This is a genomic window from Aquipuribacter nitratireducens (assembly GCF_037860835.1).
GTDB lineage: Bacteria > Actinomycetota > Actinomycetes > Actinomycetales > JBBAYJ01 > Aquipuribacter > Aquipuribacter nitratireducens.
Window position 1 is genome coordinate 176989 of sequence record NZ_JBBEOG010000004.1, and the last position, 25769, is coordinate 202757.

Sequence of the window (25769 nt, forward strand, 5' to 3'; positions counted from 1 at the left end):
CGGGCCCGTCAGTAGGCTCGCGACCGTGCCAGGACCAGACCGCCGTCCGACGGCCCTCGTCACGGGTCCCACCTCCGGCATCGGGGAGTCGTTCGCCCGTCGCCTCGCCGCCGACGGCCACGACCTCGTCCTCGTGAGCCGCGACGCCGACCGCCTGGCCGCGCTCGCCGCGTCGCTGGAGGCACGCCACGGTGTGACGTGCGAGGTCCTGCCCGCCGACCTGTCGGACCGCGCCGACGTGCACCGCGTCGCGGAGCGGCTCGGCGACGCCGGGCGACCGGTCGACGTGCTCGTCAACAACGCGGGCTTCGGAGTGCGGGGGCGCTTCGTCGGTGGCGACGTCGACGCCGAGCTCCGCCAGCTCGACGTCCTCGCCACCGCGGTGCTCGTGCTGTGCCACGCCGCCGTGCCCGGGATGGTCGAGCGCCGCCGCGGCGTCGTCGTCAACGTCAGCTCGGTCGCGGGGTTCGGGCCGATGGGCACGTACTCCGCGGCCAAGGCGTGGTGCACGTCGTTCACCGAGCACCTCGCGGCGAGCGTGCGCGGCACCGGGGTCACGGTGACCGCCCTGTGCCCCGGCTTCGTGCGGACCGAGTTCCACGAGCGGGCGGGGATGGACGTCGGGTCGCGGTCGTCGGGCTGGTGGCTCGACCCCGACGACCTCGTCGAGGACTGCCTCGCGGACGTGAGGCGGGGGCGCGTCCTCAGCGTGCCGTCGCGGCGGTACAAGGCGCTCGCCGGCCTGCTGTCCGCACTACCTCCCGGCGGCTACCGCGCCCGCGTGCTCACCGCGTCCCGCCGGCGCACCGGCACCTCCCGGGAGGAGACCCGATGACCGACCCGACCGCCGACCCGACCGCCCTGGGCCGCCTCGCGGCGCTCGTCGCGCAGCGCGCCGTCGTCCACGGCGAGGTCACGCTCGCCTCCGGCGCGACGGCGCCGTACTACGTCGACCTGCGCCGGGTCACCCTCGACGGCGAGGTCGCCCCGCTCGTCGGCGAGGTCATGCTCGACCTCGTCGACGACCTCGCCTTCGACGCCGTCGGCGGGCTCACGCTCGGCGCGGACCCGGTCGCGACGGCGATGCTCCACGTCGCCGCAGCCCGTGGCCGTCGCCTCGACGCGTTCGTCGTCCGCAAGGCCGGCAAGGCGCACGGCCTCCAACGCCGCATCGAGGGCCCGGACGTCGCCGGACGGCGGGTCCTCGCGGTCGAGGACACCTCGACGACCGGTGGCTCCGTGCTCACTGCGGTCGAGGCGCTGCGCGAGGCGGGCGCCGACGTCGTCGCGGTCGCCGTCATCGTCGACCGGGCCACCGGCGCCGCCGAGCGCGTCGGCGACGCCGGGCTGCCGTACCGCTACGCCCTGGGCCTCGCCGACCTCGGCCTCGCGCCGTGACGGGAGGGGACGTCGCGACGGCCGGTGCCGGCGTCCCCGGAACCCTCCTGCCCGTGCTCCTCGGGCTCGCCGTCGTCGTCGTCATCGGGGTCGCGGTCCTCGGCTGGGTGGCGGAGCGACGCCGCCGCGAGGCGCTGTTCGCGTGGTCCGTCGACAGGGCCTGGTCGTTCGCCCCCGGCGACCCGCGGCTCGTCGACCTGCTGCCGGGCGCGCCGTTCGGCCGCGGCCACAGCCGGGAGGTCCGGACGGTCCTGCGCGGGCGGTGGGGGAGCAGGGAGGCGCTCGCCCTCGACTACCGCTACAAGCAGACGTCCGGCTCCGGGAAGAACCGGCGAACCCGCACCTACGACCACGCCGTCGTCGCGCTGCGCCTGCCCGTGCCCCTCCCGCGGGTGCACGTGGGCCCGGAGAGCGTGTTCGACCGGGTCCTGCAGGCCTTCGGTGCCGACGACATCGAGGTCGAGAGCCACGACTTCAACCGCCGCTACCGGGTCGAGGCCCGCGACCGCCGGGCGGCGGTCGCGATCCTCCACCCCCGCCTCGTCGAGCTCCTCACGACCGTCGAGCCGGCTGAGTGGCGCACCGACTTCTCGAGCGAGGGGCCGGTGCTCGTCTCGTGGTGGTCCGGCGCGCTCGAGCCGGCGGCGCTTCAGCACCGCCTCGTGCTGCTCGACCGCATCGTCGCCTCGGTGCCGGACTGGTTGTGGCGGGAGAGTGGCGGCGAGCCGGAGGCCGCCCCCGACCGCGCACCCGGGCCCTAACCTCTCGCCATGGACCTCGCGACCGTGCTCGTGGTGCTCCTCGTCGCCGCCGTCGTCGTGCTCGCGCTGTGGGTGGTCGCGCTCTACAACGGCCTCGTCCGCCTGCGGAACCTCGTGCAGGAGTCGTGGCGGCAGGTCGACGTCGAGCTCCACCGCCGCCACGACCTCGTCCCGAACCTCGTCGAGACGGTCAAGGGCTACGCCGCCCACGAGCGCCAGGTGCTCGAGGACGTCGTCGCCGCGCGGTCGCTCGCCGCCCGGCCCGGCAGCGGTGTCGCGGAGCAGGCGACGCAGGAGGACGCGCTCAGCGGGGCGCTCGGCCGCCTGTTCGCCCTCGCCGAGGACTACCCGCAGCTGCGCGCGAGCGAGAACTTCCTCGGGCTGCAGCGCGAGCTCACCGACACCGAGGACCGGATCGCCGCGAGCCGTCGGCTCTACAACGCGAACGTCCGTGCGCTCAACACGAAGGTCGAGGTGGTCCCCAGCACGTTCGTCGCGGGCGCGGCAGGGATCGGCCGGGCCGAGTACTTCGAGGTCCGCGACCCCGCTGTCCGGGCGCGCCCGGACGTGTCGTTCGGGACGTGAGCCGGCGCTGACGGTCCACGCCTGATGGTGTCCGACGACGAGCCGGTCGACCCCGAGGTCGACCGTCGCAACGTCGTCGACCGCTACCGTGGCTGGAGCGTCGAGGCGATCCGCGCGGACCTCGCCGCCCGCGCGCACCCGTTCCACGTCGCCGTCGAGAACCTTGCGCACGACTTCAACATCGGCTCCGTCGTCCGCAGTGCCAACGCGTTCGGCGTGCGCGCCGTGCACGTCGTCGGACGACGGCGCTGGAACCGTCGCGGCGCGATGGTGACCGACCGCTACCTCGACGTCCGCCACCACCCGGACGCGGCCGCGCTCCACGCGTGGGCCCGCACGGAGCACCTGCCGGTGGTCGGGGTCGACAACGTCCCGGGTGCGCTACCCGTCGAGACCGTCGAGCTGCCGCGGGAGTGCGTGCTGCTGTTCGGCGCGGAGGGCCCGGGCCTGTCGGAGGAGGCGCTCGCGCACTGCGACCTCGTCGTCGAGGTGAGCCAGTTCGGCTCCACCCGGTCGGTCAACGTGGGCGCGGCCGCCGCCGTCGTCATGCACGCCTGGGTGCGGCGCTGGGTGTTCGGCCAGCACCCCGGCCCTCCTCAGGAGGGCGACCCGGCGACGAACACGCCGTCGACGATCGAGCCCTCGACGCGCACCGGTGCTGGGGACCACGACACCTCCCCCTCCGACTCGGTCTCGGCGCCCAGCGCGGCGCCCGCGAGGTCGAGCGGCATCGACTCCCCGCCGCACTGCGGGGGGAACGACTCGGCGAGCGCCTCGCACAGGCGCCCGTCGGGCCCGCCCGAGCCGTCGGAGACCCAGTAGCCGCTCACGACGAACGGGCCGTCGATGGGTGTGGTCGCGGCGTCGGCCACGGCGACGCTGCCGTCGGGCTGGGACGTCACCCCGCCGGTGCCGGTCGGGATGTCGGCGCAGTCGGTCGCGCCCTCGAGGCAGGCGCCCGCGGCGCCGTCGGGCGTCTCGTCAGCCGCGCCGCAGGCGCTCAGCAGGAGCAGCAGGGGGACCGGCCACAGGCGGGCCCGAGGTGGTCGTCGCGATGTCATGCGGCTTGGACGCGTCCCGACCGCCCGCCGGTTCCCCCGCCGGTGCCCCCGCGGTCGTCGGCGCGCGACGACGGGACCGCGCGGACCGCACCTCGAGGAGCGCGACCGCGGCCGCGTGCGGCACGGTGAGCGCCCACACGACCGCGAGGAGCGCCCCGAGCACGGTCGCGCCGCTGAGCGCGACCGCCACGGCCGCGGCGAGGACCCCCGCAGTCGCGGGCAGACCCGCGCGGGCCGAGCGGACCACCTCGCGCAGGGGACGGCCGCGCAGCCCGCGGGGCGGGGTCCCCACCTCCGTGCGCAGCAGCGTCGCGAGCCGCGCCTGGTGGCGCACCGCGTGCCAGCCCGCGAAGAACGCGGCGAAGGCGAGCAGGGGGTCGGCGAGCCACGCCACCGCCGTGAGACCGCCGAGCTCGAGGCCGACGGTGCGGGCGCGGGCGTCGCCGAGCACGGCGGCGACCGCGCACACGGCGAGGGCGGTGGCCACGAGCGCCGCGACGACGAGCGCGAGCGCGGGCAGGGGCGCGAGGACGGGGGCGAGGCGCGGGTCCACCGCGGCGAGCGCGGCGCTCGCCTCCGGCGACGCCAGGGGCACGACGACGACCACGGCCCCACCGAGGGCGGCGCTCCACGCGAGCGGGTCCCCCCACGACCGGGCGAGGCCGCGCTCGACGGCCACCCCGGCCTCCCCGGCCGCGAAGTGCACGACGCTCAGGAGGAGGAAGAGGGCGAAGCCGGACCGGGGGGCGGCGAGGTACCCGACGAGCGCGGCCCCGGCGACGGCGACGTAGGGGATGACGAAGCGGGCACGCAGTCCCGTGACGCCCGCGAACCGTCCCGCCGGGCGACGCTCCGCGGCACCTGACCGGGTGAGGTCGACGAGGTGGTCGAGGGCCCCGTGCGGGCTGCCGAGCGCCAGTGCGACGACAGCGACCACCGCGGCGACACCCGTGCGCCACGGCTCGCCGAGAGGCGCGAGCAGCAGGGACAGCGCGACGGCTGCGACGAGCGCGACGGTGCCGACCCGGGCGACGGCCGGGTCGCCGACGAGGGGGGCGGCGCTGCTCCTCACGCTGTCAGGTTGCGGGCGCGGGCGGTCGGCGGCAACTCGTCCGGGTGCGCCGGGAGCCGGGCCTCAGAGGGCGTCGACGTCGAGCCAGGTGGTGCCGGCGGCGACGTCGAACGTGCCGCCCCACGCCGCCGGCAGCAGGACCACGGCGCCGGGCCCGAGCGGGGCGGGCAGCTGCTCCTGCCGCAGCTCGCCGGACACGACCACGACGACGCGCGGCGTGAGCCGCTGCGGGGCGTGGACGCTGCCGTCGAGGAGGGCGGTGGTGCGGGACAGCCGCATGCGCTCGGTCTCGACGAGCACCCCGTCGCCGTCGACCGGGTCGGCGGGGGCGAGGTTCGCCTCCCACGCCGCCCGCACGCACGCGAGCGCCTCACCCGTGTGGAGTGGGCGGGGCGTGCGGCCGGTCTCGACCGACCAGTCGTAGAGCCGGTACGTGGTGTCGCTCGGGGTCTGCGGCTCGGCGACGACGACACCCGCGCCGAGGGCGTGGACGGTGCCGGGCGGCACGTGGTGGACCTCGCCCACCCGGGCCGGCACCCAGCGCAGCAGCCGGGTCACCTCCGGCGTGCCGGCCGCGACGGCGAGCTGCTCGGGCGTCGTCCCGGGCCGGAGACCCACCGCCAGGTGGGCCCCGGGGTCGGCGGCGACCACGACCCACGACTCGCACTTGAGTCGCGCGCCGGGCAGCTCGTCGAGGACCGCGGCCGGCGGGTGGACCTGCACCGACAGCGGCTCCCGGGCGTCGAGGTGCTTGACGAGGAGGGGGAACCGGTCGCCCGGCGCCGGGGCGGTGGTGCCGAGCAACGCGTCCCTGTGCTCCCGCACGAGGTCGTGCAGCGTCGCGCCCGCGAGGGGACCGTGGGCGACGCGGCTCGAGCTGTCCGGCACGACGGTGTCCGCGGGGTCGAGGTCGACGACGTCCCACGACTCCCCGACGTCGACCCCGTCGGGGAGGGAGCGGCCGAGCGCCCCCAGGCGGCGCCCGCCCCACGGCTTCGGCACGAGGAGCGGGCTCAGCAGGAGGGGCGCGAGGTGCTCCACGTCATCTCCAGACCGTGCGGCGGGCCCGCCGCTGCGGCGGCCGGCTCGTCTGCCACACCCGGCGCCAGCGGGCGACGTCCGGACCGCTCGTCGGGGCGCTCCCGCCTCCGGCCGCACGGAGGCGCGAGCCGTACCAGTCGCCGGAGTCCTCCTCCAGCAGGGCGGCCATCGCCGCCTCGATGCGGCGGCCGAGCTCGCGCGGCCCCTCGCCCTCACGCGGTCGCAGCGGCTCGCCGTAGCGGACGCTGACCGGCGGGCGGCCCGGACTCGGCCAGCCCTGCTCGTGGGGCATCGCGTTGAACGTCCCGCGCAGCGCGAGCGGCACCACGGGGACACCGGCGCCGATCGCCATGAAGGCGGCACCGAGCTTGAACGGCTGCGTCCAGCCGTCGCGAGAGCGGGTGCCCTCGGGGTAGACGACGATCGACCAGCCGTCCTTCAGCAGGTAGCCGGGCGTGTTCGACAGCGTCCCGCCGCGTCGCTCGATGGGGAACGTGTTGAACAGCACGGCGGAGCCCGCGGCCCGCCACCACGTGTCGAAGAAGTAGTCCGCGGCGGCGGCGACGGCCGTGCGGCGGCGCCAGCGGGGCGGCAGCGTGTTGAGGATGAGCGGGGTGTCGACGTGGCTGGAGTGGTTGGCGACGAAGACGACGGGCCCGTCGATCCGGTCGAGCACGTCGAGACCGTGGGCCCGGACGCTCACCTGCGAGCGCAGGAGGGCGTTCATGCCGACGCCGAGCGCCACCTCGCGGACCGCGCGGGCGACGGGGCCGCGCGCCCAGCGGGTGGGGAACACCTTGGTCGAGCGCGGCGGCACGAACGGCTCGGCGGAGCGGGGGACGAGGGCACGCCGCCCGACGCCCCAGCGCCAGCCGCGCGCGACGGTGCGGACGTCGCGGTAGCCGTCGCGGACGAACCGCCACGGCGTCATCGCCGTTCCGCTCACGCGCCGCCCACCAGGCCGCCCGCCGCGGCGAGGTCCGGGACCGACACGTCCGCCACGAGGTGCGGGGGGTTGTGCAGGTACGTGATGGACGGGTCCGGTCCGACGGTGTCGGACACCATCTCGAGGGCGTCCTGCAGGCTCGACGCGGCGCGGAAGCCCATCCGGGCGCACGCGGCGCGGTTGCCGCCGACCCACACGACGTTGCGGCCGCCGCCGAGGTGGTCGAGGGCGTGGGCGATCCAGTACCACATGTAGAACGGGTGGACGCCGTGGTAGGCGTGGCTCGTCCGGTACAGGTGGACGTACCAGGGGTCCGTCGCGTACCGCTCCTCGAACTGCTTCTCGATGACGGAGGGCTCCGTCGACGTCGACAGGACCTCCTCGAAGAAGTCGACGTAGCTGGGGTGGTGCAGCTGGTGGAACTCCTGCTCGACCGGGTGGTAGAGGATCACCGCGCCGCCGGGGCGCACCACGGGTGCGCCCCGGTAGGAGTTGAAGTAGTACCCGAGCCCCATGCACGCGGCGAGGATCGGGTTCATCACCGAGTCGACGTTGTACGGCCCGACGAACGGCACGCCGAGCACCATGACGTCGCTCTGGCCCTGCACCGGTACGAGCTGCTGGCGGTGGACGGCCTCGATGGTCCGGGCGTGGACCGCCTCGACCTCGCCGGCGGTGATGCCCGTGAGGCTGTACTCGGAGCGGATGCCGTGGAACGCGCGGTGCCGCAGCCGCTTCGGCGCGACCGCGAGCCCGCGCCGCACGCCGACGAAGCGGGCCTGGTCGCTGATGTTCCACTCCCACTCGCGCTTCTGCAGGAACGAGTAGGCGTCCGGGAAGATCGTGTTGTTGAGCGTCGTCTCGATCTGGAACACCTTGACGTGCTCCGCGACGACGCGGCCCATCCGCCACGCGCTGCCGTGGAGGGCGGAGCGGGTGTGGTCCATGAACGAGCGGCTCTGGACCATCGTGTGGCTGTTGTGGTGGTGGCGCAGGCTCGAGTACGGGGCGAGGCCGATCGCGACGGACTTGTGCCCGCCGTCCATCGCGACGAGGTTGACGTTGACGTAGACGAGCAGGTCGGACTCCGCCGACCGCTTGTGGATGTCGACGTCCTCGCCGTGCCTCGTCCGCCCGAGGTGGGCGATGGTGTCCTTGTCCTCGGCGTCGAAGTTGTAGAGCGCCCCCTGCGGGAAGAAGCTGCGGAACACCCGCTCGCCGACGATGTGCTTGAGCTCGTCGGGGGTGAGCCTGCGGTGCAGGGCGTTGGCGCTCACGAGCTCGACGTCGTCGACGCCGGCCTGGGCGGCGAGCTCGAGCACCGCCTCGATGACCCGTTGGCGGATGTCGGGGGCCTTCATCGGCGGGAGCGGGATCGAGATGTCGTCGAAGGCGATGGTGAGACGCATGCCCGCCGTGAGCAGCGCCGGCAGCGGCTCGCTGTCGACCGGGTGCAGCAGCGCCTGCTCGATGGCCTCGTCGACGTCGGGCACCCCGGGCAGGCTCTCCGGCGGGTAGACCACCCGGGTGCCGCGCGGGAAGCGCTCGAGCCGGAACCCCTCGCCCTCGTGGACCACGAGCGGTGGGGTCCGGTCGTCGACCTCGAGCACGAATCCGGGACGGGTCATGCGGGGTATCCAACCACCGTCCACAGATGCCCCCGCACGTCACGTCTCTGGTGCCGATCGCTCCAGGCCGTGACTCTCGGCGAGGTCCTCGCGTGCGTGGCGGGCCAGTGCCCCTGCCGGGACGACTGCCGCACGCAACTGCGTGCGGGCGACCACACTCGCTGTCCGCAGGCCCGTGCCGAGTCCGGCACGTTCCCCGACCACCGCGCCGGGGCCGACGACGCCGACGACCTCTCCGTCGATGAGGACGTCGGCGATCCCGTCGAGCACGAGTGCCACCGAGGTGTCAGGGTCCCCCTGTCTGATCAGGCACTCGCCGGCGGAGACCCGTACGAAGCGTCGCGAACGGACGCTCATGACCAGGTCGGCGAGCCGCTGTTCGAAGTCCGACGTCGCAGCGGCCACCGCAGGCTCCTGCGCATCTGCTCCCGCACCCGCTTGCCCCCTCAACCACGACGACCAGTCCGCCGTGGCACTCCGCCCGACGAGAGCCCCCTCGGCGTCGAAGACCCAGTGCCGCGGGAAGTCGCTCGCGTCCAGCAGGCGCCACCGCACTCCGCCCTCCCAATCGAGTCGCAGCTCGAGGGTCGTCCAGACCAGAGGCGGCCGGAGGCGCAGGTATGGCCAGGTCCGGTGGGTCCGTGGGAGGGGCACGGCGGTACGAGCTCCGAAGGTCTGGACGAAGCTCGCCCCGGACGACGTGATGACCGGTGGGCGGCGCGTCAGCGGCATGGACACGGCGGGGAAGCGGAGCCGCGCCGGCCCGAGCGTCAAGGTCGTTCCGCCTGCAAAGCCGTCGCTGTCGGCCCCGAACGCCGCGTCCACCCTGCCGTTGCGCCGTCGGAGCCGACCGGACACCCGGTGCACGACCCGCACAGCGTCGCTGTCCACTAGATCTCGAAGAGCACCCGGCGGCAGCCGGGGGCCTGGTGGCCGGTCATAGTGGCCGAGACCGACGTCGAATCCCGCCCGCAGAATCCCGTCGACGAGCTCGGACGGGATCCAGCTGACGCTCGTCACCGAGCCTTCCACCAGGTCCATGGCTCCTCCGGCGCCGTCGTCGGCGCTGACCGCAGATGCCGATGCTCCTCCGCTCGACGCCCCACGACAAGGTCCTGGCCCGGTTCCCCAGGCGGGTGTTTGATGCGCTCACGCCCGAGTCCCGCATGCTGGCGAAGGGGGTCGTCGTGGTCGAGGTCCGTGAGGTGCGTACCAGGCTCATGGGACGACAGGGCCGTCGGAGCCCGTGGGTGAGGGTCGCGACGGGGGCCGCCCTCCTCCTCCCTCTCGCCGGTCTCGTCGCCCTCCTCCTCGTGGCGCCCGAGGACCTTCGCTGGCACCAGGCCGGGGTGCACTTCACCGTCTTCCTCCTGGTCGGCTCCACCGCGACCGGCCTGGCCCTCGGTGCAGTGCGGGCTGCCACGCGTCGCGGGGACGCCAGGGTCCTGCTGCTCGCGATCGCCTTCTTCGTGATCGGCGGCTTCATGGCGCTCCACGCGCTCGGAACGCCCGGTGTGCTCATCGCCGGTCGGCCGGGGCTGACGGTGGCCATCTCGGTCGGGGTCGCTGTCGCGTCGATCTGGGCACTGGCCGCGGCATGGGTCGACTCGCGCCCTTCGTGGCCGGGGCTGGTCGTGCGGTACCGGTCCTGGCTGCTGTGGGGCGTCGTAGTGTCGCTCGGGGCGTGGCTGGTGTGGTCGGTCGTCGGCCTGTGGCCGGTCGCATCGGCCGGCAGCGAGGGACCAGGTGACGTCCTGACCTGGTTCTACGCCCTGTCCGCCGCCTGCTACCTCGTGGCCGCCGCGAGGCTCGGGTGGCGGCACCGCGAACACCTGGGACTTCTCGTCACCAGCGTCGTCGGGTGCTTCGTGCTCTTGGCCGAGTCCTTGGTGGGGGTCGCTCTGGCCGGGGAGCGCACGTGGCACGGCGCCTGGTGGCTCTGGCACGCAATGATCGTCTGTGCGTTCGCGCTCGTGATCGTGGCCGCGCAGCGGCAGTGGCGCGAGGAGCGCTTTCGGGGCCTCTACCTGCCCGCGACACGCGAACACCGTCAGGAGGTGACGGTCCTGTTCTCCGACCTCGCCGGCTTCACCACCTACACCGCTCGGCACCCGGCGTCCGAGGTGGCGGCCATGCTCCGCGCCTTCTACGAGATGGCGGCGCCGTTGCTGCACCGGACATTCGGCGCAGAGGTCGAGAAGTTCATGGGCGACGGTGTGTTCGCGACCTTCAACCGTGACGGTCGGGACCTCGACCACGCCACGACCGCCTGTCGGGCTGCTCTGGCGTTGCAGGCGGAGGTGGCTCGCGTGCGGCGCTCGCATCGCGACTGGCCCGGCCTCCGCGTCGGAGTCAACACCGGTGAGGTCGTCATCTGCGAGCTCGGCGGCGACGGGTATGTCGTTTACCCGGCCGTCGGGGACGCGGTCAATCTCGGCTCGAGGCTCGAGGCCCATGCTCCCGTCGGGGGAGTCCTCGTCGGCCGGGCCACGGCCGAGCGACTGCCCGGAGGCACACACACGATCCCCCGTGAGCTGGAGCTCAAGGGGTACGAGCAGCCGGTCGTCGCCTACGAACTCTTGTCTCTGGGGCAGGAGGTCCCGGCCCGGACGGCACGGCGCTCCGATGGTGTCCGTGGGGGCACTGACCACGTCACGGGTCGGTAAGCCCTTCGTCACCGTCCCGTTCTGTCCTGCCGGTCCGCACCGACCTTCGATGGAGGGACCGGTCAGGTAGGCCGGGTCACCCGACACGAGGAGCCCTCATGTCCCACCTCGCCCGCACCTCCCCCCGGTCGGCGGCTGCCGTCGTCGCGCTCGGCCTCTCCGGGGCCGCGCTGGCCTTCGCCCCGCCCGCACTGGCCTCCGGCCCCGCGACGGAGGAGGAGCGCGACGTCCTGCCGCGGTCCGCGATCGAGGACGTCGTCGCGGACACCGCCTCGCTCCCGCTGCACGTCGGTCGCGTCGGGTCGGTGGACGGCCCCGTCGTCCGGTACGTCGTCACCGAGTCCTCGCGCCGGGGGGACGCCTCCCGGCGCGGGGTCAACCACGCGCCGCGGCTCGCGGCGGCCGCGGGGACGGAGGCCGTCCAGCAGGTCGACGTCGTCGACGGCGTCGTCGTCTTCCCCGCGACGGTCGACTTCTCCCCGCACCTGCGCGTCGAACCCGGTCCCACCGCCTTCCCGCCCGCGGTCGCCGAGCCCGGGTCCGTCGGCGAGGCCGGCTACTCCCCGCTCGTGCAGCTGCCGGACGGCACCGTGCTCAACGCGTCGCACGTCGCCAACGCGACCGGCACCCACGACAAGCTGCTGCGGACGGAGCCCGGTCGCCGCGGCGTCGGGCGCGGCGTCGAGCGCGGGGTTTTCCGCGAGAGCGAGGGCTTCTACGAGGGCGAGGAGGTGTACTACGTGTCCTTCGAGGCGACGGACCCCGTGATCGCGGCGCTCGAGAACGCCACGTACGCCCCCGCGCTCGCCGCAGCGCCCTCGGCCGGCTCCGACGACGACGACAGCGCCCGGTCCGCGATCGTCCCCTTCACCAACGGGCGGACCGGTGCGGACGACCCCGACCGGCAGGGCCTCACGAGCGCACTGCTCGGCGAGGGCGACCCGCTCAACGTCATCGACTCCCTGCCGGAGAACGGGAACGACGACGAGTACAGCCCGCTGTGGGACGTCCACGCCGCCGAGTGGACCGACGCCGCGGTCGCCGCCGGTCTCGACACCGTCCAGACGGACGTCGACGACATCCGCGAGCTCGTCGCCGAGGGTCTCGTCACCGGTCCGGGCGGAGCCCCGTGGGGACCGGTCGGCGTCATCGTCAACTGCCCGGTGATCAGCATCGAGAGCTGACGCGCGCTACCGCGTCGACCCGCACGACCCGCGACATGATGGGGACGTGCGGGTCGACGGCGTCGTGCTGGCAGGAGGCGCCGCCCGGCGCATGGGCGGCACCGACAAGCCGGCGCTGCGGGTGGGCGGACGCAGCCTGCTCGGCACGGCCGTCACCGCCCTGGCGGGAGCCGGCCGGGTCGCCGTCGTGGGTCCGTCGCTGCCCGAGGACGCCGCGCCGGGCGGAGCCGACGTCGTCCTCACCCGGGAGGAACCGCCGGGATCGGGGCCCGTCACGGCCCTCCTGGCGGGGCTCGAGCTCGTGGTCGCTCCCGTGGTCGTCGTGCTCGCGGCGGACCTGCCCCGGGCGGACGCGCGCCTCGTCGAGGGGCTGCTCCGCTGTCTCCACGAGGCGGGACCGGCCGTCGACGCGGTCGTCCCCGTCGACGGGCACGGCCGGGAGCAGTGGCTCGCGGCGGCGTACCGGACCGCTCCGCTGCGGGCGGCGCTGGAGGCGGCGCTCGCCGCCCGGCCGGTGGGTCCGGAGGGGCGCGGCCCGGGCCTGCGTGACGTCGTCCCGCGGGTGCGGTGGACGGCCGCGACGGATCCGGTGCTGTCGGGCAGGCTGTCGGACGTGGACACCCCCGAGCAGCTGAGCCGCGCCCACCTCGAGGCCTGGACCGTCGCGCTGGCGGCCCGCTGGGGGCTCGAGCCCCAGCTGAGGGACCTGCTCGACGACCCGGGCGTGCTGGTGGCCGACGTCCTCGACGTCGCGAAGGACGCCGCGCACACCGTCGCGCGGCCCGCCGCACCCCTCACGACCTTCCTGCTGGGGGCGGCGCTCGCAGCCAGGGCGGCGCTGGAGGACTCCCCGGCCGCCGGCGAGGACCTCGCGGCGCTGCGCGGCGAGCTCGCGGAGGCGCTGCGCGAGCACGGCGAGGACGCCGGCACCCCCGACCGTTGACGGGAGCCGCGCCGGGGCCGTTCACGGTCGACGAGGCCCGCTCGGCGGCACGGGCGCTCGGCGCGGCACGCGTGCCGCGGCACGTGCCGGTCGCGCTCGACCGGGCGCACGGCCGCGTCCTCGCCGTCGACGTCCGCGACCCCACCGGTCACGTGGTCGTGCCGCGCGGGTCCCGGCTGGGTCCCCTGGCGGTCGGTGCCGCCGCGGCTGCGGGCGCGGACGCCGTGCACGTGGTCGTCCCGCCGCGCGTGGCGCTCCTCGTCACCGGTGACGGCCTCCTCGCCGCGGGCGCCTCGCGCGGCGGGCGTACCCGCGACGTCCTGTCCCACGTGCTGCCCGACCTGCTCGTCGCGCTCGGCGGGGACCTGGGCCCGGGGGAGGCCGGCGTGGCGTCGACCGGTGCCGACGGGGCTGCCGTCCTCGACGCCGTCGCGGGCCCCTACCGCGGCACGGTCGACGTGCTCGTGACGACGGGAGGCACCGGCGGGGGTGCGGAGGACCGGCTCCGCGGGGTGCTCCGGCGGGTCCGGGCCCGGCTCGTCGTGCCGGGGGTCGACGTCGAGCCCGGCGGCTCCGCGCTCGTCGCCGCCGTCCCCGACGGTCCGCTCGTCGTGGGGCTCCCGGGCCGACCTGTCGCTGCGGTCGCCCTGGGCCTCCTGCTCGCGGGACCGCTGCTCGGCGGCTGGCTCGGTGTGCCGGACGCGGGCCTCGCCGAGGTGGCGCTGGCCGGTCAGGTGACCGCCGGCCCGTGGCCACGGGTGCTCCCGGCTCGTCTCGACGTCGCGCAGGGCCGCGTCGAGGCCCGCGACCCGGGTGCGGTCGGGCTCGCGGGGGCGACCGGCGTCGTCGTCGTCGGCCGGGGCGGCGCGGCGCGGTGGGTGCCCCTTCCCGTCGCCGGGTGACCGCGGGAACGAGGCCGGGTCAGCGCTGCCGCGGGTCGAACGCGACCTTGACGGTGCCGAGCCGCCCGGCGCTCGAGGCGTGGTCGAGCGCCTCCCGCCACCGGTGCAGCGGGTACACGGCGCCGAGCACGTCGCCCTCGCCGCCGACGCCGTCCCCGAGCGGCGCCGTCGCCGCGAGACGCAGGGCGGTCGGGAAGGCGTCCCCGGAGGAGGCGTACGTGCCGACGACGTCCAGCTCGCGGAACCAGGCGGGGCTGAGGTCGGCGCCGCGGGCGGGCATCCCCGAGAGGACGACACGACCGCCGGCCCGGGTGGCGCGGAGGGCGAGGTCGAGCGAGGTCGTCGAGCCGACCGCGTCGACGGCGACGTCGACGCCGCCCAGCAGGTACTCCTGGTCGGCCCGCGACGCGAGGCCCGGGAGCTGGGTGCGGACCGTCAGCGCCTGGGTGACCCGGCGCACGCCGCGCAGGGCCTCGCCGGGGGCGACGACGTCCGTGGCGCCGAAACGGCGGGCGAGGGCCGCCTGGGCGCCGTGCTTCGCGACCACGACGATGCGGCCGGCGGCCGTGAGCTCGCGCAGGGCGAGGGTGGCGAAGAGGCCCACGGCGCCGGCGCCGGAGACGAGGACCGTCTGCCCGTCGGCGACCGCGGCGCGCTCGGCGAGCCGGACGGCGCACGCGAGCGGCTCGACGAGCACGGCACGCTCGTCCGGCAGGTCGTCGGGGACCGCGTGCAGCTGGGAGCGGTGGGCGACGAGGCGCTCGCCCCAGCCGCCGCCCGTCGAGCGGCAGTACCCGGTCTGCAGCCCGGGGCGGAGGTGCCCGACCGTCACGCGGTCGCAGAGGTTCGTGCGGCCGGCGGCGCACTGCTCACAGGGCTCGAGCCCACGGGCGGCGCACGCGAGGACCGGGTCGACGACGACCCGCGTGCCCGCGGCGAGGTCGCCGGAGTCCTCCGTCAGGGTGCCGACGACCTCGTGGCCCGGGATGCACGGCATCGACGAGACGCCGGCGAAGTACAGGGACGTGGAGCCGGTGACGGCCCCGAGGTCGGACCCGCAGATCCCGGCGAGGTGGACCTTCACCCCGGCCCAGCCGTCGTGTCGCACGACCGGCTCCGACGTCGTGAGCAGCCGCAGCGGGGCCATCGGGCCGACGAGCAGGCCCGGCAGGCTGCCCACGGCGCTCACCGCGCGCGCGGCGGCGTAGCGGGGGACCGAGCGGAAGAGCTCCAGCGCCAGCATCACGGGCGCCATCCAACCGCACGCCGTCAGTCGCTCGGGACCACCGGTACGCCGAGCATCTCCGCGCCGAGCCGGTCGACCTGTGCGACGAAGGCGGTCGCGCGACCGTCGGGCTCGACGACCCGGTGGAGCTGGCCGAACAGCTCGAACGACACCCAGCCGAAGACGCTCGTCCACGCGAGGAGGCCCCGCTGGGCGAGGTCCGCCGGGACCTCCGGCCCGAGGTACTCGCGCATGGGGGCGATCGCGACGAGCGCGTCGTCCGTCCCCGACTGCGCCCCCGACCCCGACGCGCCGGGCTGCTCCCGGGCGACGTCGCGGAGGATCCCGGCGAGCAGGGCCGTCACGCGCGTCGCGGGGCCGACGGTGTCCTGCGGGGCGACGTACCCGGGCACGGGCGAGCCGTACACCAGCGCGTACTGGTGGGGGTTCGCCAGCGCCCACGACCGCACCGCCGTCGCCGTCGCCCGCCAGCGACCGGCGACGTCGGACCGGTCGACCGCGGCCTCCGCGGCCTCCGCGGCCTCGCCGAGCGCGTTGTAGGCGTCGATGATGAGCGCGGTGAGGAGCGCGTCCCGGCTCTCGAAGTACCGGTAGACCGCCGACGACACCATGCCGACGTCGCGGGCGACCGCCCGCAGCGACAGCGACGCCGCGCCGTCCACGGCGAGGTGGTCCCGGGCCGCGTCGAGGATCGCCTGCCGCATCTCGGCCCGTGCGCGCGCCCGCACGCCTCCCGCCGTCGTCTGCGTTCCCACGGAGGTCAGTGAACCACTGATGTGAGCGCCGCACACGAAGGAGAGCGCTGCTCTTGCTTTTGCCCGCGTAGCCGTGTCTACTGCTCTCAGCGGAGAGCACCGCTCTCTCTCATCGAGAGGACCTGTCATGACCGTCCGCCACGTCGTCGTCGGCGCCGGCCCCGTCGGTACCGCCGTCGCGCTGCTCCTCGCCGACGCCGGGCACGACGTCCGCGTCGTCACCCGCTCCGGCTCCGGGCCGGAGCACCCCCGCGTCGCCCGCGTCCGCGCCGACGCCTCCGACGCCGAACGCTTCCGCGAGGTGAGCGCCGGTGCCGCCGTGATCTACAACTGCGTGAACCCGCCGTACGAGCGGTGGACGACCGACTGGCCGCCTGTCGCGGACTCCCTGCTCGCAGCCGCACAGGCGCACGACGCCGTCCTCGCGACGGTCAGCAACCTCTACGCATACGGCGTCGTCGACGGTCCGATCAGCGAGGACACCCCCGAGCGCCCGCACGACGCGAAGGGCGCCGTCCGGGCCCGGATGTGGGCCGACGCCCTCGCCGCGCACACCGCCGGCAGGGTCCGCGCGGTCGAGGTCCGCGCGAGCGACTTCGCCGACGCCGGCGACCAGTCGCACCTCGCGCGCAACGCCGGCGCCGTCCTCGCGGGCAGGCGCGCGACCGTCATGGGCTCCGCCGACCAGCCCCACACGTGGACGAGCACACGTGACGTCGCCCGGCTCCTCGTCGCAGCGGCTGCCGACCCCGACGCCCACGGCCGGGTGTGGCACGTCCCGAGCAACCCGCCCCGGACCCAGCGGGAGGCGCTCGCCGACCTCGCGCGCGTCGCCGGGGTCCGCGCGCCGCGCGTCTCCGTCCTCGGCCCCCGCGCCGTGCGGACCCTCGGGGTGGTGGTGCCGTTCGTGCGGGAGCTCGCCGGCACCGTCTACCAGTTCAGTGCCCCGTTCGTCCTCGACGACTCCGCCGCCCGCGCCTGCTTCGGCCTCGAGCCGGAGCCGTGGGAGGACGTCCTCGCCCGGGTCGTCGCCGACGCCCGCGCCCAGCGCCCGGGGCGGGCCGCCTGATGCGCCGGCTCCCCGCGACCGGTGGGTTCCTCCTCGCCTCGGGGGTCCTCGCGCTCGTCGGCTACGCGATCCTCGGCACGCAGTTCGGCTGGCCGGCGGTCCTCGACGAACCCGGCACGAGCGCCCTCGACGACTTCGTCGGCGCCGAGCAGTGGGTGCGCGCGGGCTTCTACGTGTTCCTCCTCTCCAGCGTCGTTCTCGTCCCCGCCGCCATCGGCGTGCAGGACGCGCTCACCCGCGGCGAGACCGCCGCGAAGGTCGTGACCGCGTTCGGGGTGCTCGGTGCGTTCGCGCAGACGCTCGGCTGGGTGCGCTGGCCCATCACCGTCCCCGGTCTCGCCGACCGGTGGAGCGACCCGTCGCTGTCGGAGAGCGAGCGCGCGGCGACCGCCGCCACCTACGACCTCGTCAACACCTACGCGGGCGGCGCGCTCGGGGAGCACCTCGGGTGGCTGTTCCAGGGCGTGTGGGCCGTCGGGCTGTCGCTCATCGTGCTCCGGGCCGCCGGCCTGCCGCGGTGGTTCGGCGCCCTCGGCGTCCCGATCGCCGCCCTGTGGGCGGTCCTCGTCCCCGTCGCGACCGCGTTCGAGGCGGCCACGCTCGAGTTCTGGGCGCTCAACGTCTACACGGCCTGGTACCTGTGGGTCCTCGCGCTCGGTGCGCTGCTCGTCGCGCGCCGGGTCGGGCCACCGGCCGCGGAGAGCGGCCACGCCCCTGTGGCGGTGACGGCGTGAGGGGCGCCCTGCGCACCGCCGGTCGCTGGGGCGTGCGCGTCCTCGCCGGCGTCGGCGCGGTCCTCCTCGTCCTGACGGTCGTCGGTGCGGCGGTCGACGCGGCCGGCTTCGACCGGACCCGCGGCGGCTACGAGCCGCCCTACGAGGGGTGGACCGGCGAGCCGATCGACTGGGCCGCGGGCGCCGTCACCCCGACCGGCTTCCTCGACCCGGGACGCGTCGTCGACACGACCCTCGACTGCACGACGGGGATGATCGGGTTCGGCGTCTGGGGGGTGTCCGTCGACTTCCGCGTCGTGAGCGAGCGGGCCATCGTCGTCCACCGCCCGCGCGAGGCGTGCGAGGCGGCAGGGTTCGACCCCCGGTTCTGACCGGCCCTCCGGCACCGGGACGGGCGTGGGTCCACCTGTCAGCCCGGCAGGTGGGCCTGCGACGTGTCGACCGACGGCAGCGAGAGGCGGGCCGTGCGACCGGCCGTCCGCCACTCCTCGATCGGCCATCGGGCCCTGCGGGCCTCCCGGAACAGCGTGACGTCCGGGCTCACGGCGGTCGGCTTCCCGACCGCCTGGAGCATCGGCAGGTCGGAGTGGCTGTCGGCGTAGCCGTACGCCTGCGACAGGTCGGCTCCGACCAGGCCGGCGTAGCGGCGCAGCCACGCCGCCCGCGCCTCTCCGACCAGCGGCGGGCGCGTGAGGAACCCCGTGCAGCGGCCGCGGGAGTCGACGTCGAGCTCGGCGGACACGATCTCGTCGAACAGCGGTGCGAGCGGTCGGGTGATGGGCGTGACCGCGCCGGTGATGAGGACCGTCCGGTGCCCGGCGGCGCGGTGCTCCCGGACGCGTCGGATCGCCGCGCCGCTCACGCGCTCGAGGACGTGCGGGGTGAGGGTCTCGTCGACCATCTCCTCGAGCAGCCGCAGGTCGGCGCCCGCGTACCGGCGGTAGGCGCTGCGGATGAGCGCCCCGCGGTCGCGGCGCTCGGCGCGCAGGTACAGCGGCAGCCTCGCCGCGACCGCGGCGAGCTCCTTCGCGCGGCCGCGCGCCGACAGCTCCGGCAGGCGCACCCACAGGTACGTCTCGATGATGTTGGACGACAGCAGGGTGCCGTCCATGTCGAAGACCGCGAGCACCGGCGGTGCCGCCGGATCGAGCGGCTCCGCCGGGTCCCGCGGCGTGACGACCCGGGCGGTCGGCCCGCCCTGCTTGTTGCGCCGCTTGCGGATGACGTCGTAGTCGCGGACGGCCTTCGTCACCGCAGGGCAGTGGACGTCGACGAGGTAGTGCTCCCAGTCGACGACGGCGGTGTCGAAGCCGAGCTCGGCCTTGTCGGCGTCGTCGAGGGCCTCGTGGAGGGCGAGCATGCGGTCGTCGACGAAGTAGAGCTCGACCTGCACGTAGGCGCGGTAGAGGTCCATGTACTTGCGGAGGAAGTCGAGGCGCCGCTTCTGTGTGTCGAGGGAGCGCGCCCATCCCCGCACGCGGTCGCTGCGCGGGGCGAGCGACAGCGCGCCCTCCGCCACCGAGTACGCGCGCTCGCCCGTCGCGAGCGCCCGCTCGACGATCCTCGCGCCGGGGAACCGCCACTCGGCGAGCCGCACGGCGCCGCGGGCGTCCATGTCGAAGGGGTGCCGGGCGAAGTACTCCCGGACGTAGGAGTACAGCTGCCGGAACGTCAGCGGGTTCCGCGCACCCGAGGCGAGGTGGAAGTACGCCGGCGCGCCGACCGGCGGCGGCGTCGCCGCCACGACGACGATGGAGTTGACGACGAGGTCGATGGGGACGATGTCCATCACCGAGTCCGGCGCCGCCGGCAGCTCCGGCAGCTCCCCGCGGCCGTACGCGAGGATGATCGGGTCCGCCATCTTGAACCCCTCGATCCAGCCCGGGTGGGGCGTGGTGAGGGCGGACTCGATGATGCTCGGGCGGTAGACCGTCGTCGGGAGGACGGGGGCGGCGACCTCCTCGACGACGCGCTCGCCGAGCGCCTTGGTGAACGTGTAGACGTCGGTCCAGCCGAGGGTGCGGGCGCGCTCGCCGCCGGCGGCCTTCTGCTGCTCGAGCACCCACTCGGTGCGGCGGCGCTCGGCGTCGGCGGCCACGGCGAGCGGCCCCGCGCGGTCGTGGTCCTTCTCGGCGCGCGCGAGGAGCCTCGACAGCACGGCAGGGGTGCGGGAGGTGTCCTCGATGCGCGCGGCGACCCGCTCGGCGGCCTCGCGCTCGCTGCGCCAGTCGACGGTGTGCTCGACGGACGCCTCCATGACGGGACCGCGGCGGCGCCCGCCGACGTAGGCGGTGGAGACGTGGACGTAGTGGAGCGGGCGGTACGTGCCGTCGTCGCGCCGGGCGGCCTCGACGACCCGGTCGACGAGCCCCTTGACCCCGACGACGTTCGTCTGGAAGGCCGACTGGATCGGGGGGTCGAAGCTGACGTCGCCCGCGCAGTGGACGACGACGTCGAGGTCCGTCGGCAGCGGCGGGACGTCGTAGAGGTCGCCGGACAGCGTCTCGACGCGCGCCCTCGCGGCGTCGTCGAGGTCGGCGAAGATCGGCTTCGCGAGGAGCTTCGCGACGCGGTCCTCCGCGGGCTGGCCGGACTTCGGGCGCACCATCGCGACGACCGTGCAGCCGGGCACCGCGACGAGCAGCTTGTGGAGGAGGGCCTCGCCGACGAACCCCGTCACGCCGGTGAGGAGGATCCGCTTCCCGGCGAGTCTGTCGGCCACGCGCATGCCCGGCATCCAACCACCTGGCGTGGGGTCGTCCTGGGCGGCGCCCGCCCGCCCGGCCGTCGGGACACCGGCGAGGAACCGGGCGCCGTGCGTGGAAGGATCGGGCCCGAGCGTGACCTGGGCCACAGGCCACGACGAGGCACCCCCGAGCCCTGAGGAGGCACGCGATGCCCATCGCCACCCCCGAGACCTACGCCGAGATGCTCAACCGCGCGAAGGACGGCTCCTTCGCCTACCCCGCCATCAACGTCACGTCGTCGCAGACCCTCAACGCCGCGATCCGCGGCTTCGCCGAGGCCGGGTCCGACGGGATCGTCCAGGTGTCGACGGGCGGCGCGGAGTACCTGTCCGGTCCCACCGTCAAGAACATGGTCACGGGCGCCACCGCCCTCGCGCAGTACGCCCACGAGGTCGCCCGTGCGTACGACGTCCAGATCGCCCTCCACACCGACCACTGCCCCGAGGACAAGCTCGACGGCTTCGTCCGCCCGCTCCTCGAGGCGAGCAAGGACCGGGTCCGCAACGGCATGGGCCCGCTCTTCCAGTCGCACATGTGGGACGGCTCCGCGGTCCCCCTCGACGAGAACCTCCGGATCGCGGAGGAGCTCCTCGGGCACTGCGCCGAGGCGAAGGTCGTCCTCGAGATCGAGGTCGGTGTCGTCGGCGGCGAGGAGGACGGCGTCGCCAACGAGATCAACGACAAGCTCTACACGACGACCGAGGACGCCATCGCCATGGTGGACGCGCTCGGCACCGGCGAGAAGGGCGTCTACATGGCCGCCCTCACGTTCGGCAACGTCCACGGCGTCTACAAGCCGGGCAACGTCAGGCTCCGCCCGGAGATCCTCCGCCAGGCGCAGGACGCCATCGCCGCGCACGTCGGCGCCGCCGAGGGCAGCAAGCCCGCCCTGCTCGTGTTCCACGGCGGGTCCGGCTCGCTGCCGGAGGAGATCAGCGAGGCCGTCGACCACGGCTGCGTGAAGATGAACATCGACACCGACACCCAGTACGCGTTCACGCGCCCGGTCGTCGAGCACATGTTCCGCAACTACGACGGCGTGCTCAAGATCGACGGCGAGGTCGGCAACAAGAAGATGTACGACCCGCGCGCGTGGGGGAAGTCGGCCGAGGCCGGGCTCGCGGCCCGCGTGGTCGAGGCGTGCGAGGCGCTCCGCAGCGCGGGGACGAGCCTCAGCGCCTGACCGGGGCGCCGGGTGGCGGGTGGCGGCGCTCAGGCGTCGCCGCCCGCCTCCTGCTCCTCGCCCCGGCCGCCGCTCCCGGCGCGGTCCGCACCACCGGGGTCGCCGCTGCGGACGACGTCGAGCAGCGACGAGATCCGCGTGGTGTCGATGAGGAACTGCACGACGTCGGGCGGGTCGATGAGCACCACCCGACGCGGCGCGCGGGAGGCGAGCCGTGCGAGGAACGCGACGCCCGTGGAGTCCATGAACGTCACGAGGTGGCTGTCGACCTCGATGGGCCGCGACGTCGAGAGCGCGTCCTCCGCGGCCTCGAGGAGGTCCGGTCCCAGCTCGGCGTCGATCTCGCCCGTGAGGACGACCCGGGTCGTGCCGGGCTCGAAGAGCACGTGCACGGAGCCGGGGTCGACCGGACGCACGGGGTAGGCGTCGCCCGCTCGGGGGTCCGACGCGGGGCGACCGCCCGGTTGCCCGGTCGGCTGACCCGTCTGGTCATCCGGTGTCATCCTGCTCCCTGGTGCGGTGTCGCGACCGCTGCGCGCGTTGCGGGCACGCTAGCAAGACCGCGAGGATGCCGGGGCCCCCAGCCCCGGGGGGAAGAGACGAGGAGCCGGCGTGCCGTTGAGCAACCTGCCGCGCGTCATGCACGAGGCCGACGCCGCGGTGCTCGTCGTCGACCTCGCGACGAGCCGGGTCGAGTACGCCAACCTCAAGGCCGTCGCCATGGCCGGCAACCACGCCCTGCCCGTCGGGGTCGACGAGTGGGGCCGGCTCGCGGGGCTCGTCGACCCCGAGGGCGAGGACCTCGCGGGCACCGACGGCCCCCTCTCGCGCGTCGCGCGCGGCGAGCCCGTCGCCGGGGAGCTCATCCGACGTGAACCCGGTCGTGCCTCCGACGCGGCGGGGGACGAGCAGGAGCGCCAGAGCGCCGAGGCGGGCGGCGTCGTCGACGACGTCGTCGGCCCGCTGTGGGTGACGGGCTTCCCCCTGGGAGCCGACCTCGGTGGCCGCGCGCTCGTCGTCTTCATGCGGCTGACGGCGTCCTCCCGACCCGACCTCGGCCCGGCTGCGCAGGAGGCCGCCGACGCCGCCGGGCGGGCCGCGGAGGAGGCCCGCGTCCAGGCGGCGGCGCTGCGGGACCGCGCCGTCATCGCCACCGACCTGTCCTTCACGATCTCCGACCCGTCGAAGCCGGACAACCCCCTCGTGTGGGTCAACCCCGCGTTCACGCGGACGACGGGCTACGGCGTCGACGACGTCCTGGGGCTCAACTGCCGCTTCCTCCAGGGCCCGGACACCGACCGCGCCGCCGTCAACCGCATCCGCGAGGCGCTGCGCGCGGGCGAGCCGATCGTCGAGACGCTCCTCAACTACCGCAAGGACGGCACCGCCTTCTGGAACCAGGTGTCGATCAGCCCCGTCCTCGACGCCGAGGGCCGGCTCGTCAACTTCGTCGGGGTGCAGGCCGACGTCACCGAGCGCGTCCTCGTGCAGGAGCAGCGCGAGCGGGCCCTCGCCGCGGAGAAGCGCGCCCGCGCCGGGCTCGTGCTGCTCGACCGCGTGAGCGACGCCGTCATCGAGCTCGACGCCGCGGCGTCGATGACGCGGCTCGCGCGGGTGCTCACCGAGACCATCGCCCCCTGGGCGGCCGTCGTCCAGCTCGACCGCTCGGTCGAGGTCGTCGCGGCCTCCGGGCCCGGGCTGCCCGAGCTCGTCGGGGTGCAGCGGCGCGTCGGTCCGCCTCGTGACGAGGACCCGGAGGAGGACCCCCTGCGCGCGGTCCTCGACGGCGGCGCCGACGAGGCCGTCGTCGACCTGTCGCGGCCGTACGGCACGGGCACCGTGACGGGCTGGTTCGCCGCGACGGTCGCGGGCCGGGCCGAGGGGCTGTACGTCGCGCTGCCGCTGGTGGGCCGCGGGAACGTCATCGCGGTGCTGCTGGTCGGGCTCGGCGGCGGGGCCGACGACGAGCTCGAGGCCGCGCTGACCGCCGACGAGGACCAGCGCAAGCTCATCCGCGTCGCCGCCCGGCGCACCGGGCTCGCCCTGGAGAACGCCCGCCTGTACGCCCGCGAGCACGCGCTCGCCGAGACCCTCCAGCGCTCGATGCTGCCCGAGCGCTCGAGCATCCCCGGCCTCGACGTGTGGGCGCACTACATGCCGAACGTCGACCACGCCCAGGTCGGCGGCGACTGGTTCGACGTCCTGCCGATCGCCGACGACATCGCCGGCGTCGTCGTGGGGGACGTCGTCGGGCACGACGTCGAGGCCGCCGCGACGATGGGCCAGCTCCGCTCGGTCGTGCGCTCCTACGCCTACGAGCTCGAGGACCCCGGCAGCGTCCTCATGCGCGTCGACCACCTCGCGAGCGGCATGGGCATCGCCCGCATGGCGAGCGTCGTCCTCATGAGCCTGCACCGGCGCGACGACGGGGAGTGGGACCTCTCGTGGTCCTCCGCGGGGCACCTGCCGCCGCTGCTGTGCCGACCGACCGGGACGGCGGGCGACGGGGCGGCGGGGTACACCGTGCGGGCGCTGTCCGACGCGGTCGGCACCCTCATCGGCCTCGTCGACGGCCCGCGGCAGTCCGGCGCCACGCGGCTGCACCCGGGCGACGTCGTCGTCGCCTACACCGACGGGCTCATCGAGCGCCGCTCCCGGCCGATGCCCGACGGGCTGCGGCTGCTGGAGGACGTCCTGCGGCGGACGACCGCCCGGGACGCGGCCGCGGTCGGGGAGCGGCTGCTCGCCGAGCTCGGGGACTCCCCGGAGGACGACACCGCCGTCGTCGTGCTCCGCGTGCCCGTCGACGTCACGGAGCTGCCGTCGCCGCGCAGCGCCGCCCCGCGGCAGCGGCGCTGGCAGCTGCCGAGCGACCCCAGCAGCGTCGGCAAGGCGCGGCACGCGACCCTGCGCGCGTGCGCGGTGTGGGGGGTGCCGCGGGCGCAGGTGGCGGAGGTCGTCGTCTCCGAGCTCGTCGCCAACGCGGTGCTCCACGGGTGGGGGGTCGTCCAGCTCCGCCTCTTCGAGACGGGCACCGGACTGCGCGTCGAGGTCGAGGACGGCAACCCGGAGCCGCCGCGGCTCGTGCCGGCCCGCCCGCTCGGCGAGGGCGGCCACGGCCTGCACGTCGTCGGGGAGGTCGCCCGCTGGGGCTGGTCGCCGACGCGCACCGGCAAGCTCGTGTGGGCGCACCTCGCCACCGAGGCTGCCCACCACGACGCGACGGGCGCCCGGACCGGCTTCTCGTCCACCACCCACACCACGTCCCAGACCGGCCCGGAGGCCTCCCCGTGACCACGCCCCACCAGCCCGGCGCCGACCTGCTCGGCGGACCCGCCCCCACGTACCTGCCCGCGGAGCTGTCGGAGCCGGCCGAGGCGGCCCTGGGGGCCGGTGAGCCCGCAGCCTCCGTCGCCGCCGCGCAGCCCGCCTCCAGCCTGCCGTGGGCCGTGCTCGCCGAGCAGGCCCTCGCGGGCGCCGACGACGCCCGCGCGGCCGGCGACGACGCCGCCCGGCTCGCCCACGCGGTCGCGGCGTACGCCTACGCCCGCACCGGCTACCACCGGGGGCTCGACGCGCTGCGTCGTGCGGGGTGGAAGGGCCGTGGCCCCGTGCCGTGGGAGCACGCGCCCAACCGCGGCTACCTGCGCAGCGTGCGGGCGCTCGCCGGCGCGGCGGCGCACGTCGGGGAGACCGCGGAGGTCGAGCGGCTCGGTGACCTGCTGCGCGACGGCGACCCCTCGATCGCCTGAGCGTATCGGGGGCTGAGGGGCCGCGCGCCGTCGGCGTCGCGGCCCCCGGCGGTCCCGGACCCCTTCGGGACCACCCGCCGGCCACCTCGCAGCAAC

Annotated in this window: 23 protein-coding genes and 1 pseudogene; 15 read left to right on the plus strand and 9 right to left on the minus strand. The window is 75.3% G+C overall.

Going from position 1 to position 25769, the window contains the following annotated elements:
• Positions 1-25 precede the first annotated feature (25 nt).
• The 5 genes and pseudogenes from WAB14_RS09495 to WAB14_RS09515 form a co-directional block, all read left to right on the plus strand.
• A complete protein-coding gene (locus WAB14_RS09495; RefSeq protein ID WP_340269341.1) occupies positions 26-835 on the plus strand; it encodes an SDR family NAD(P)-dependent oxidoreductase in 810 nt (269 codons plus the stop codon).
• The gene (pyrE, locus tag WAB14_RS09500) at positions 832-1398 is read left to right on the plus strand and encodes an orotate phosphoribosyltransferase (RefSeq protein WP_340269342.1); all 567 of its coding nucleotides are present in this window, start codon (positions 832-834) and stop codon (positions 1396-1398) included. Before WAB14_RS09495 ends, pyrE begins: the two co-directional genes overlap by 4 nt.
• Positions 1395-2159 (plus strand): hypothetical protein, encoded by a 765-nt coding sequence (locus tag WAB14_RS09505; RefSeq protein WP_340269343.1) that lies wholly within the window; start codon positions 1395-1397, stop codon positions 2157-2159. The genes pyrE and WAB14_RS09505 overlap by 4 nt, the downstream gene beginning before the upstream one ends.
• Before the next feature lie 9 nt (positions 2160-2168).
• Complete coding sequence (locus WAB14_RS09510) at positions 2169-2744, plus strand: LemA family protein (protein WP_340269344.1); 576 nt, start codon at positions 2169-2171, stop codon at positions 2742-2744.
• 24 nt (positions 2745-2768) lie between these two features.
• A pseudogene (locus WAB14_RS09515) lies at positions 2769-3317 on the plus strand (TrmH family RNA methyltransferase); the annotation flags it as partial.
• Between the two features lie 408 nt (positions 3318-3725).
• Here WAB14_RS09515 and WAB14_RS09520 read toward each other — a convergent pair.
• From WAB14_RS09520 to WAB14_RS09540, 5 genes are all read right to left on the minus strand, one after another.
• Positions 3726-4877: a beta-carotene 15,15'-dioxygenase, Brp/Blh family gene (locus WAB14_RS09520; RefSeq protein WP_340269345.1), complete on the minus strand. Its 1152-nt coding sequence runs from the start codon at positions 4875-4877 to the stop codon at positions 3726-3728.
• A 63-nt stretch (positions 4878-4940) separates the two neighbouring features.
• Positions 4941-5918, minus strand: coding sequence for a type I phosphomannose isomerase catalytic subunit (locus WAB14_RS09525; RefSeq protein ID WP_340269346.1), 978 nt, complete (start codon positions 5916-5918; stop codon positions 4941-4943).
• Position 5919: 1 nt separating this feature from the next.
• Positions 5920-6864: a lysophospholipid acyltransferase family protein gene (locus WAB14_RS09530; RefSeq protein WP_340269347.1), complete on the minus strand. Its 945-nt coding sequence runs from the start codon at positions 6862-6864 to the stop codon at positions 5920-5922.
• On the minus strand, positions 6861-8492 hold the full coding sequence (gene larAH, locus WAB14_RS09535; RefSeq protein ID WP_340269348.1) for an NPN-dependent hydroxyacid isomerase, LarAH14/15/16 family: 1632 nt from the start codon (positions 8490-8492) through the stop codon (positions 6861-6863). The genes WAB14_RS09530 and larAH overlap by 4 nt, the downstream gene beginning before the upstream one ends.
• A 39-nt stretch (positions 8493-8531) precedes the next feature.
• Entirely contained in the window at positions 8532-9533 is a 1002-nt protein-coding gene (locus WAB14_RS09540; protein WP_340269349.1) for a cyclic nucleotide-binding domain-containing protein, read from the minus strand.
• A 35-nt stretch (positions 9534-9568) separates the two neighbouring features.
• Between WAB14_RS09540 and WAB14_RS09545 the strand changes: the two genes are divergently transcribed.
• The 4 genes from WAB14_RS09545 to WAB14_RS09560 all read left to right on the plus strand — a co-directional run bounded on the left by WAB14_RS09545 (position 9569) and on the right by WAB14_RS09560 (position 14187).
• Positions 9569-11158, plus strand: a complete 1590-nt coding sequence (locus WAB14_RS09545) for an adenylate/guanylate cyclase domain-containing protein (RefSeq protein ID WP_340269350.1) — start codon at positions 9569-9571, stop codon at positions 11156-11158.
• A gap of 98 nt (positions 11159-11256) precedes the next feature.
• On the plus strand, positions 11257-12342 hold the full coding sequence (locus WAB14_RS09550) for a hypothetical protein (protein WP_340269351.1): 1086 nt from the start codon (positions 11257-11259) through the stop codon (positions 12340-12342).
• A gap of 46 nt (positions 12343-12388) precedes the next feature.
• Positions 12389-13285: an NTP transferase domain-containing protein gene (locus tag WAB14_RS09555; RefSeq protein WP_340269352.1), complete on the plus strand. Its 897-nt coding sequence runs from the start codon at positions 12389-12391 to the stop codon at positions 13283-13285.
• Positions 13282-14187, plus strand: coding sequence for a molybdopterin-binding protein (locus WAB14_RS09560; RefSeq protein WP_340269353.1), 906 nt, complete (start codon positions 13282-13284; stop codon positions 14185-14187). The genes WAB14_RS09555 and WAB14_RS09560 overlap by 4 nt, the downstream gene beginning before the upstream one ends.
• 19 nt (positions 14188-14206) lie before the next feature.
• Here the strand turns inward: WAB14_RS09560 and WAB14_RS09565 are convergent, their stop codons facing one another.
• Together WAB14_RS09565 and WAB14_RS09570 are read right to left on the minus strand one after the other, a co-directional pair.
• Positions 14207-15430 (minus strand): zinc-dependent alcohol dehydrogenase, encoded by a 1224-nt coding sequence (locus WAB14_RS09565; RefSeq protein WP_340269651.1) that lies wholly within the window; start codon positions 15428-15430, stop codon positions 14207-14209.
• A gap of 26 nt (positions 15431-15456) precedes the next feature.
• Entirely contained in the window at positions 15457-16188 is a 732-nt protein-coding gene (locus WAB14_RS09570) for a TetR/AcrR family transcriptional regulator (protein ID WP_340269354.1), read from the minus strand.
• 127 nt (positions 16189-16315) lie between these two features.
• On the opposite strand from WAB14_RS09570, the gene WAB14_RS09575 reads away from it, so the two are divergent.
• The 3 genes from WAB14_RS09575 to WAB14_RS09585 are packed head-to-tail and all read left to right on the plus strand — an operon-like array spanning position 16316 to position 18362.
• Positions 16316-17257, plus strand: a complete 942-nt coding sequence (locus tag WAB14_RS09575; protein WP_340269355.1) for an NAD-dependent epimerase/dehydratase family protein — start codon at positions 16316-16318, stop codon at positions 17255-17257.
• Complete coding sequence (locus WAB14_RS09580) at positions 17257-17991, plus strand: DUF4386 domain-containing protein (protein ID WP_340269356.1); 735 nt, start codon at positions 17257-17259, stop codon at positions 17989-17991. The genes WAB14_RS09575 and WAB14_RS09580 overlap by 1 nt, the downstream gene beginning before the upstream one ends.
• The gene (locus tag WAB14_RS09585; protein ID WP_340269357.1) at positions 17988-18362 is read left to right on the plus strand and encodes a hypothetical protein; all 375 of its coding nucleotides are present in this window, start codon (positions 17988-17990) and stop codon (positions 18360-18362) included. The genes WAB14_RS09580 and WAB14_RS09585 overlap by 4 nt, the downstream gene beginning before the upstream one ends.
• 38 nt (positions 18363-18400) lie before the next feature.
• Here WAB14_RS09585 and WAB14_RS09590 read toward each other — a convergent pair whose 3' ends face one another.
• The gene (locus WAB14_RS09590) at positions 18401-20845 is read right to left on the minus strand and encodes an HAD-IB family hydrolase (RefSeq protein WP_340269358.1); all 2445 of its coding nucleotides are present in this window, start codon (positions 20843-20845) and stop codon (positions 18401-18403) included.
• Positions 20846-20886: 41 nt separating this feature from the next.
• Between WAB14_RS09590 and fbaA the strand changes: the two genes are divergently transcribed.
• The gene (fbaA, locus tag WAB14_RS09595; RefSeq protein ID WP_340269359.1) at positions 20887-21921 is read left to right on the plus strand and encodes a class II fructose-bisphosphate aldolase; all 1035 of its coding nucleotides are present in this window, start codon (positions 20887-20889) and stop codon (positions 21919-21921) included.
• Positions 21922-21950: 29 nt separating this feature from the next.
• On the opposite strand, the gene WAB14_RS09600 is transcribed toward fbaA, so the two are convergent.
• Positions 21951-22337 (minus strand): STAS domain-containing protein, encoded by a 387-nt coding sequence (locus WAB14_RS09600; protein ID WP_340269360.1) that lies wholly within the window; start codon positions 22335-22337, stop codon positions 21951-21953.
• Between the two features lie 196 nt (positions 22338-22533).
• Between WAB14_RS09600 and WAB14_RS09605 the strand changes: the two genes are divergently transcribed.
• Positions 22534-25215: a SpoIIE family protein phosphatase gene (locus tag WAB14_RS09605; protein WP_340269361.1), complete on the plus strand. Its 2682-nt coding sequence runs from the start codon at positions 22534-22536 to the stop codon at positions 25213-25215.
• Complete coding sequence (locus WAB14_RS09610; protein WP_340269362.1) at positions 25212-25673, plus strand: DUF3151 family protein; 462 nt, start codon at positions 25212-25214, stop codon at positions 25671-25673. The genes WAB14_RS09605 and WAB14_RS09610 overlap by 4 nt, the downstream gene beginning before the upstream one ends.
• The last annotated feature ends 96 nt before the right edge of the window (positions 25674-25769 follow it).

Excerpts from the sequence above, each read along its gene's own strand:
- pyrE (WP_340269342.1), top strand. The coding sequence starts at position 832 with ATGACCGACCCGACCGCCGACCCGACCGCCCTGGGCCGCCTCGCGGCG.
- WAB14_RS09510 (WP_340269344.1), top strand. The coding sequence starts at position 2,169 with ATGGACCTCGCGACCGTGCTCGTGGTGCTCCTCGTCGCCGCCGTCGTC.
- larAH (WP_340269348.1), bottom strand. The coding sequence starts at position 8,492 with ATGACCCGTCCCGGATTCGTGCTCGAGGTCGACGACCGGACCCCACCG.
- WAB14_RS09540 (WP_340269349.1), bottom strand. The coding sequence starts at position 9,533 with ATGGACCTGGTGGAAGGCTCGGTGACGAGCGTCAGCTGGATCCCGTCC.
- WAB14_RS09545 (WP_340269350.1), top strand. The coding sequence starts at position 9,569 with ATGCCGATGCTCCTCCGCTCGACGCCCCACGACAAGGTCCTGGCCCGG.
- WAB14_RS09550 (WP_340269351.1), top strand. The coding sequence starts at position 11,257 with ATGTCCCACCTCGCCCGCACCTCCCCCCGGTCGGCGGCTGCCGTCGTC.
- WAB14_RS09565 (WP_340269651.1), bottom strand. The coding sequence starts at position 15,430 with ATGCTGGCGCTGGAGCTCTTCCGCTCGGTCCCCCGCTACGCCGCCGCG.
- WAB14_RS09575 (WP_340269355.1), top strand. The coding sequence starts at position 16,316 with ATGACCGTCCGCCACGTCGTCGTCGGCGCCGGCCCCGTCGGTACCGCC.
- WAB14_RS09580 (WP_340269356.1), top strand. The coding sequence starts at position 17,257 with ATGCGCCGGCTCCCCGCGACCGGTGGGTTCCTCCTCGCCTCGGGGGTC.
- fbaA (WP_340269359.1), top strand. The coding sequence starts at position 20,887 with ATGCCCATCGCCACCCCCGAGACCTACGCCGAGATGCTCAACCGCGCG.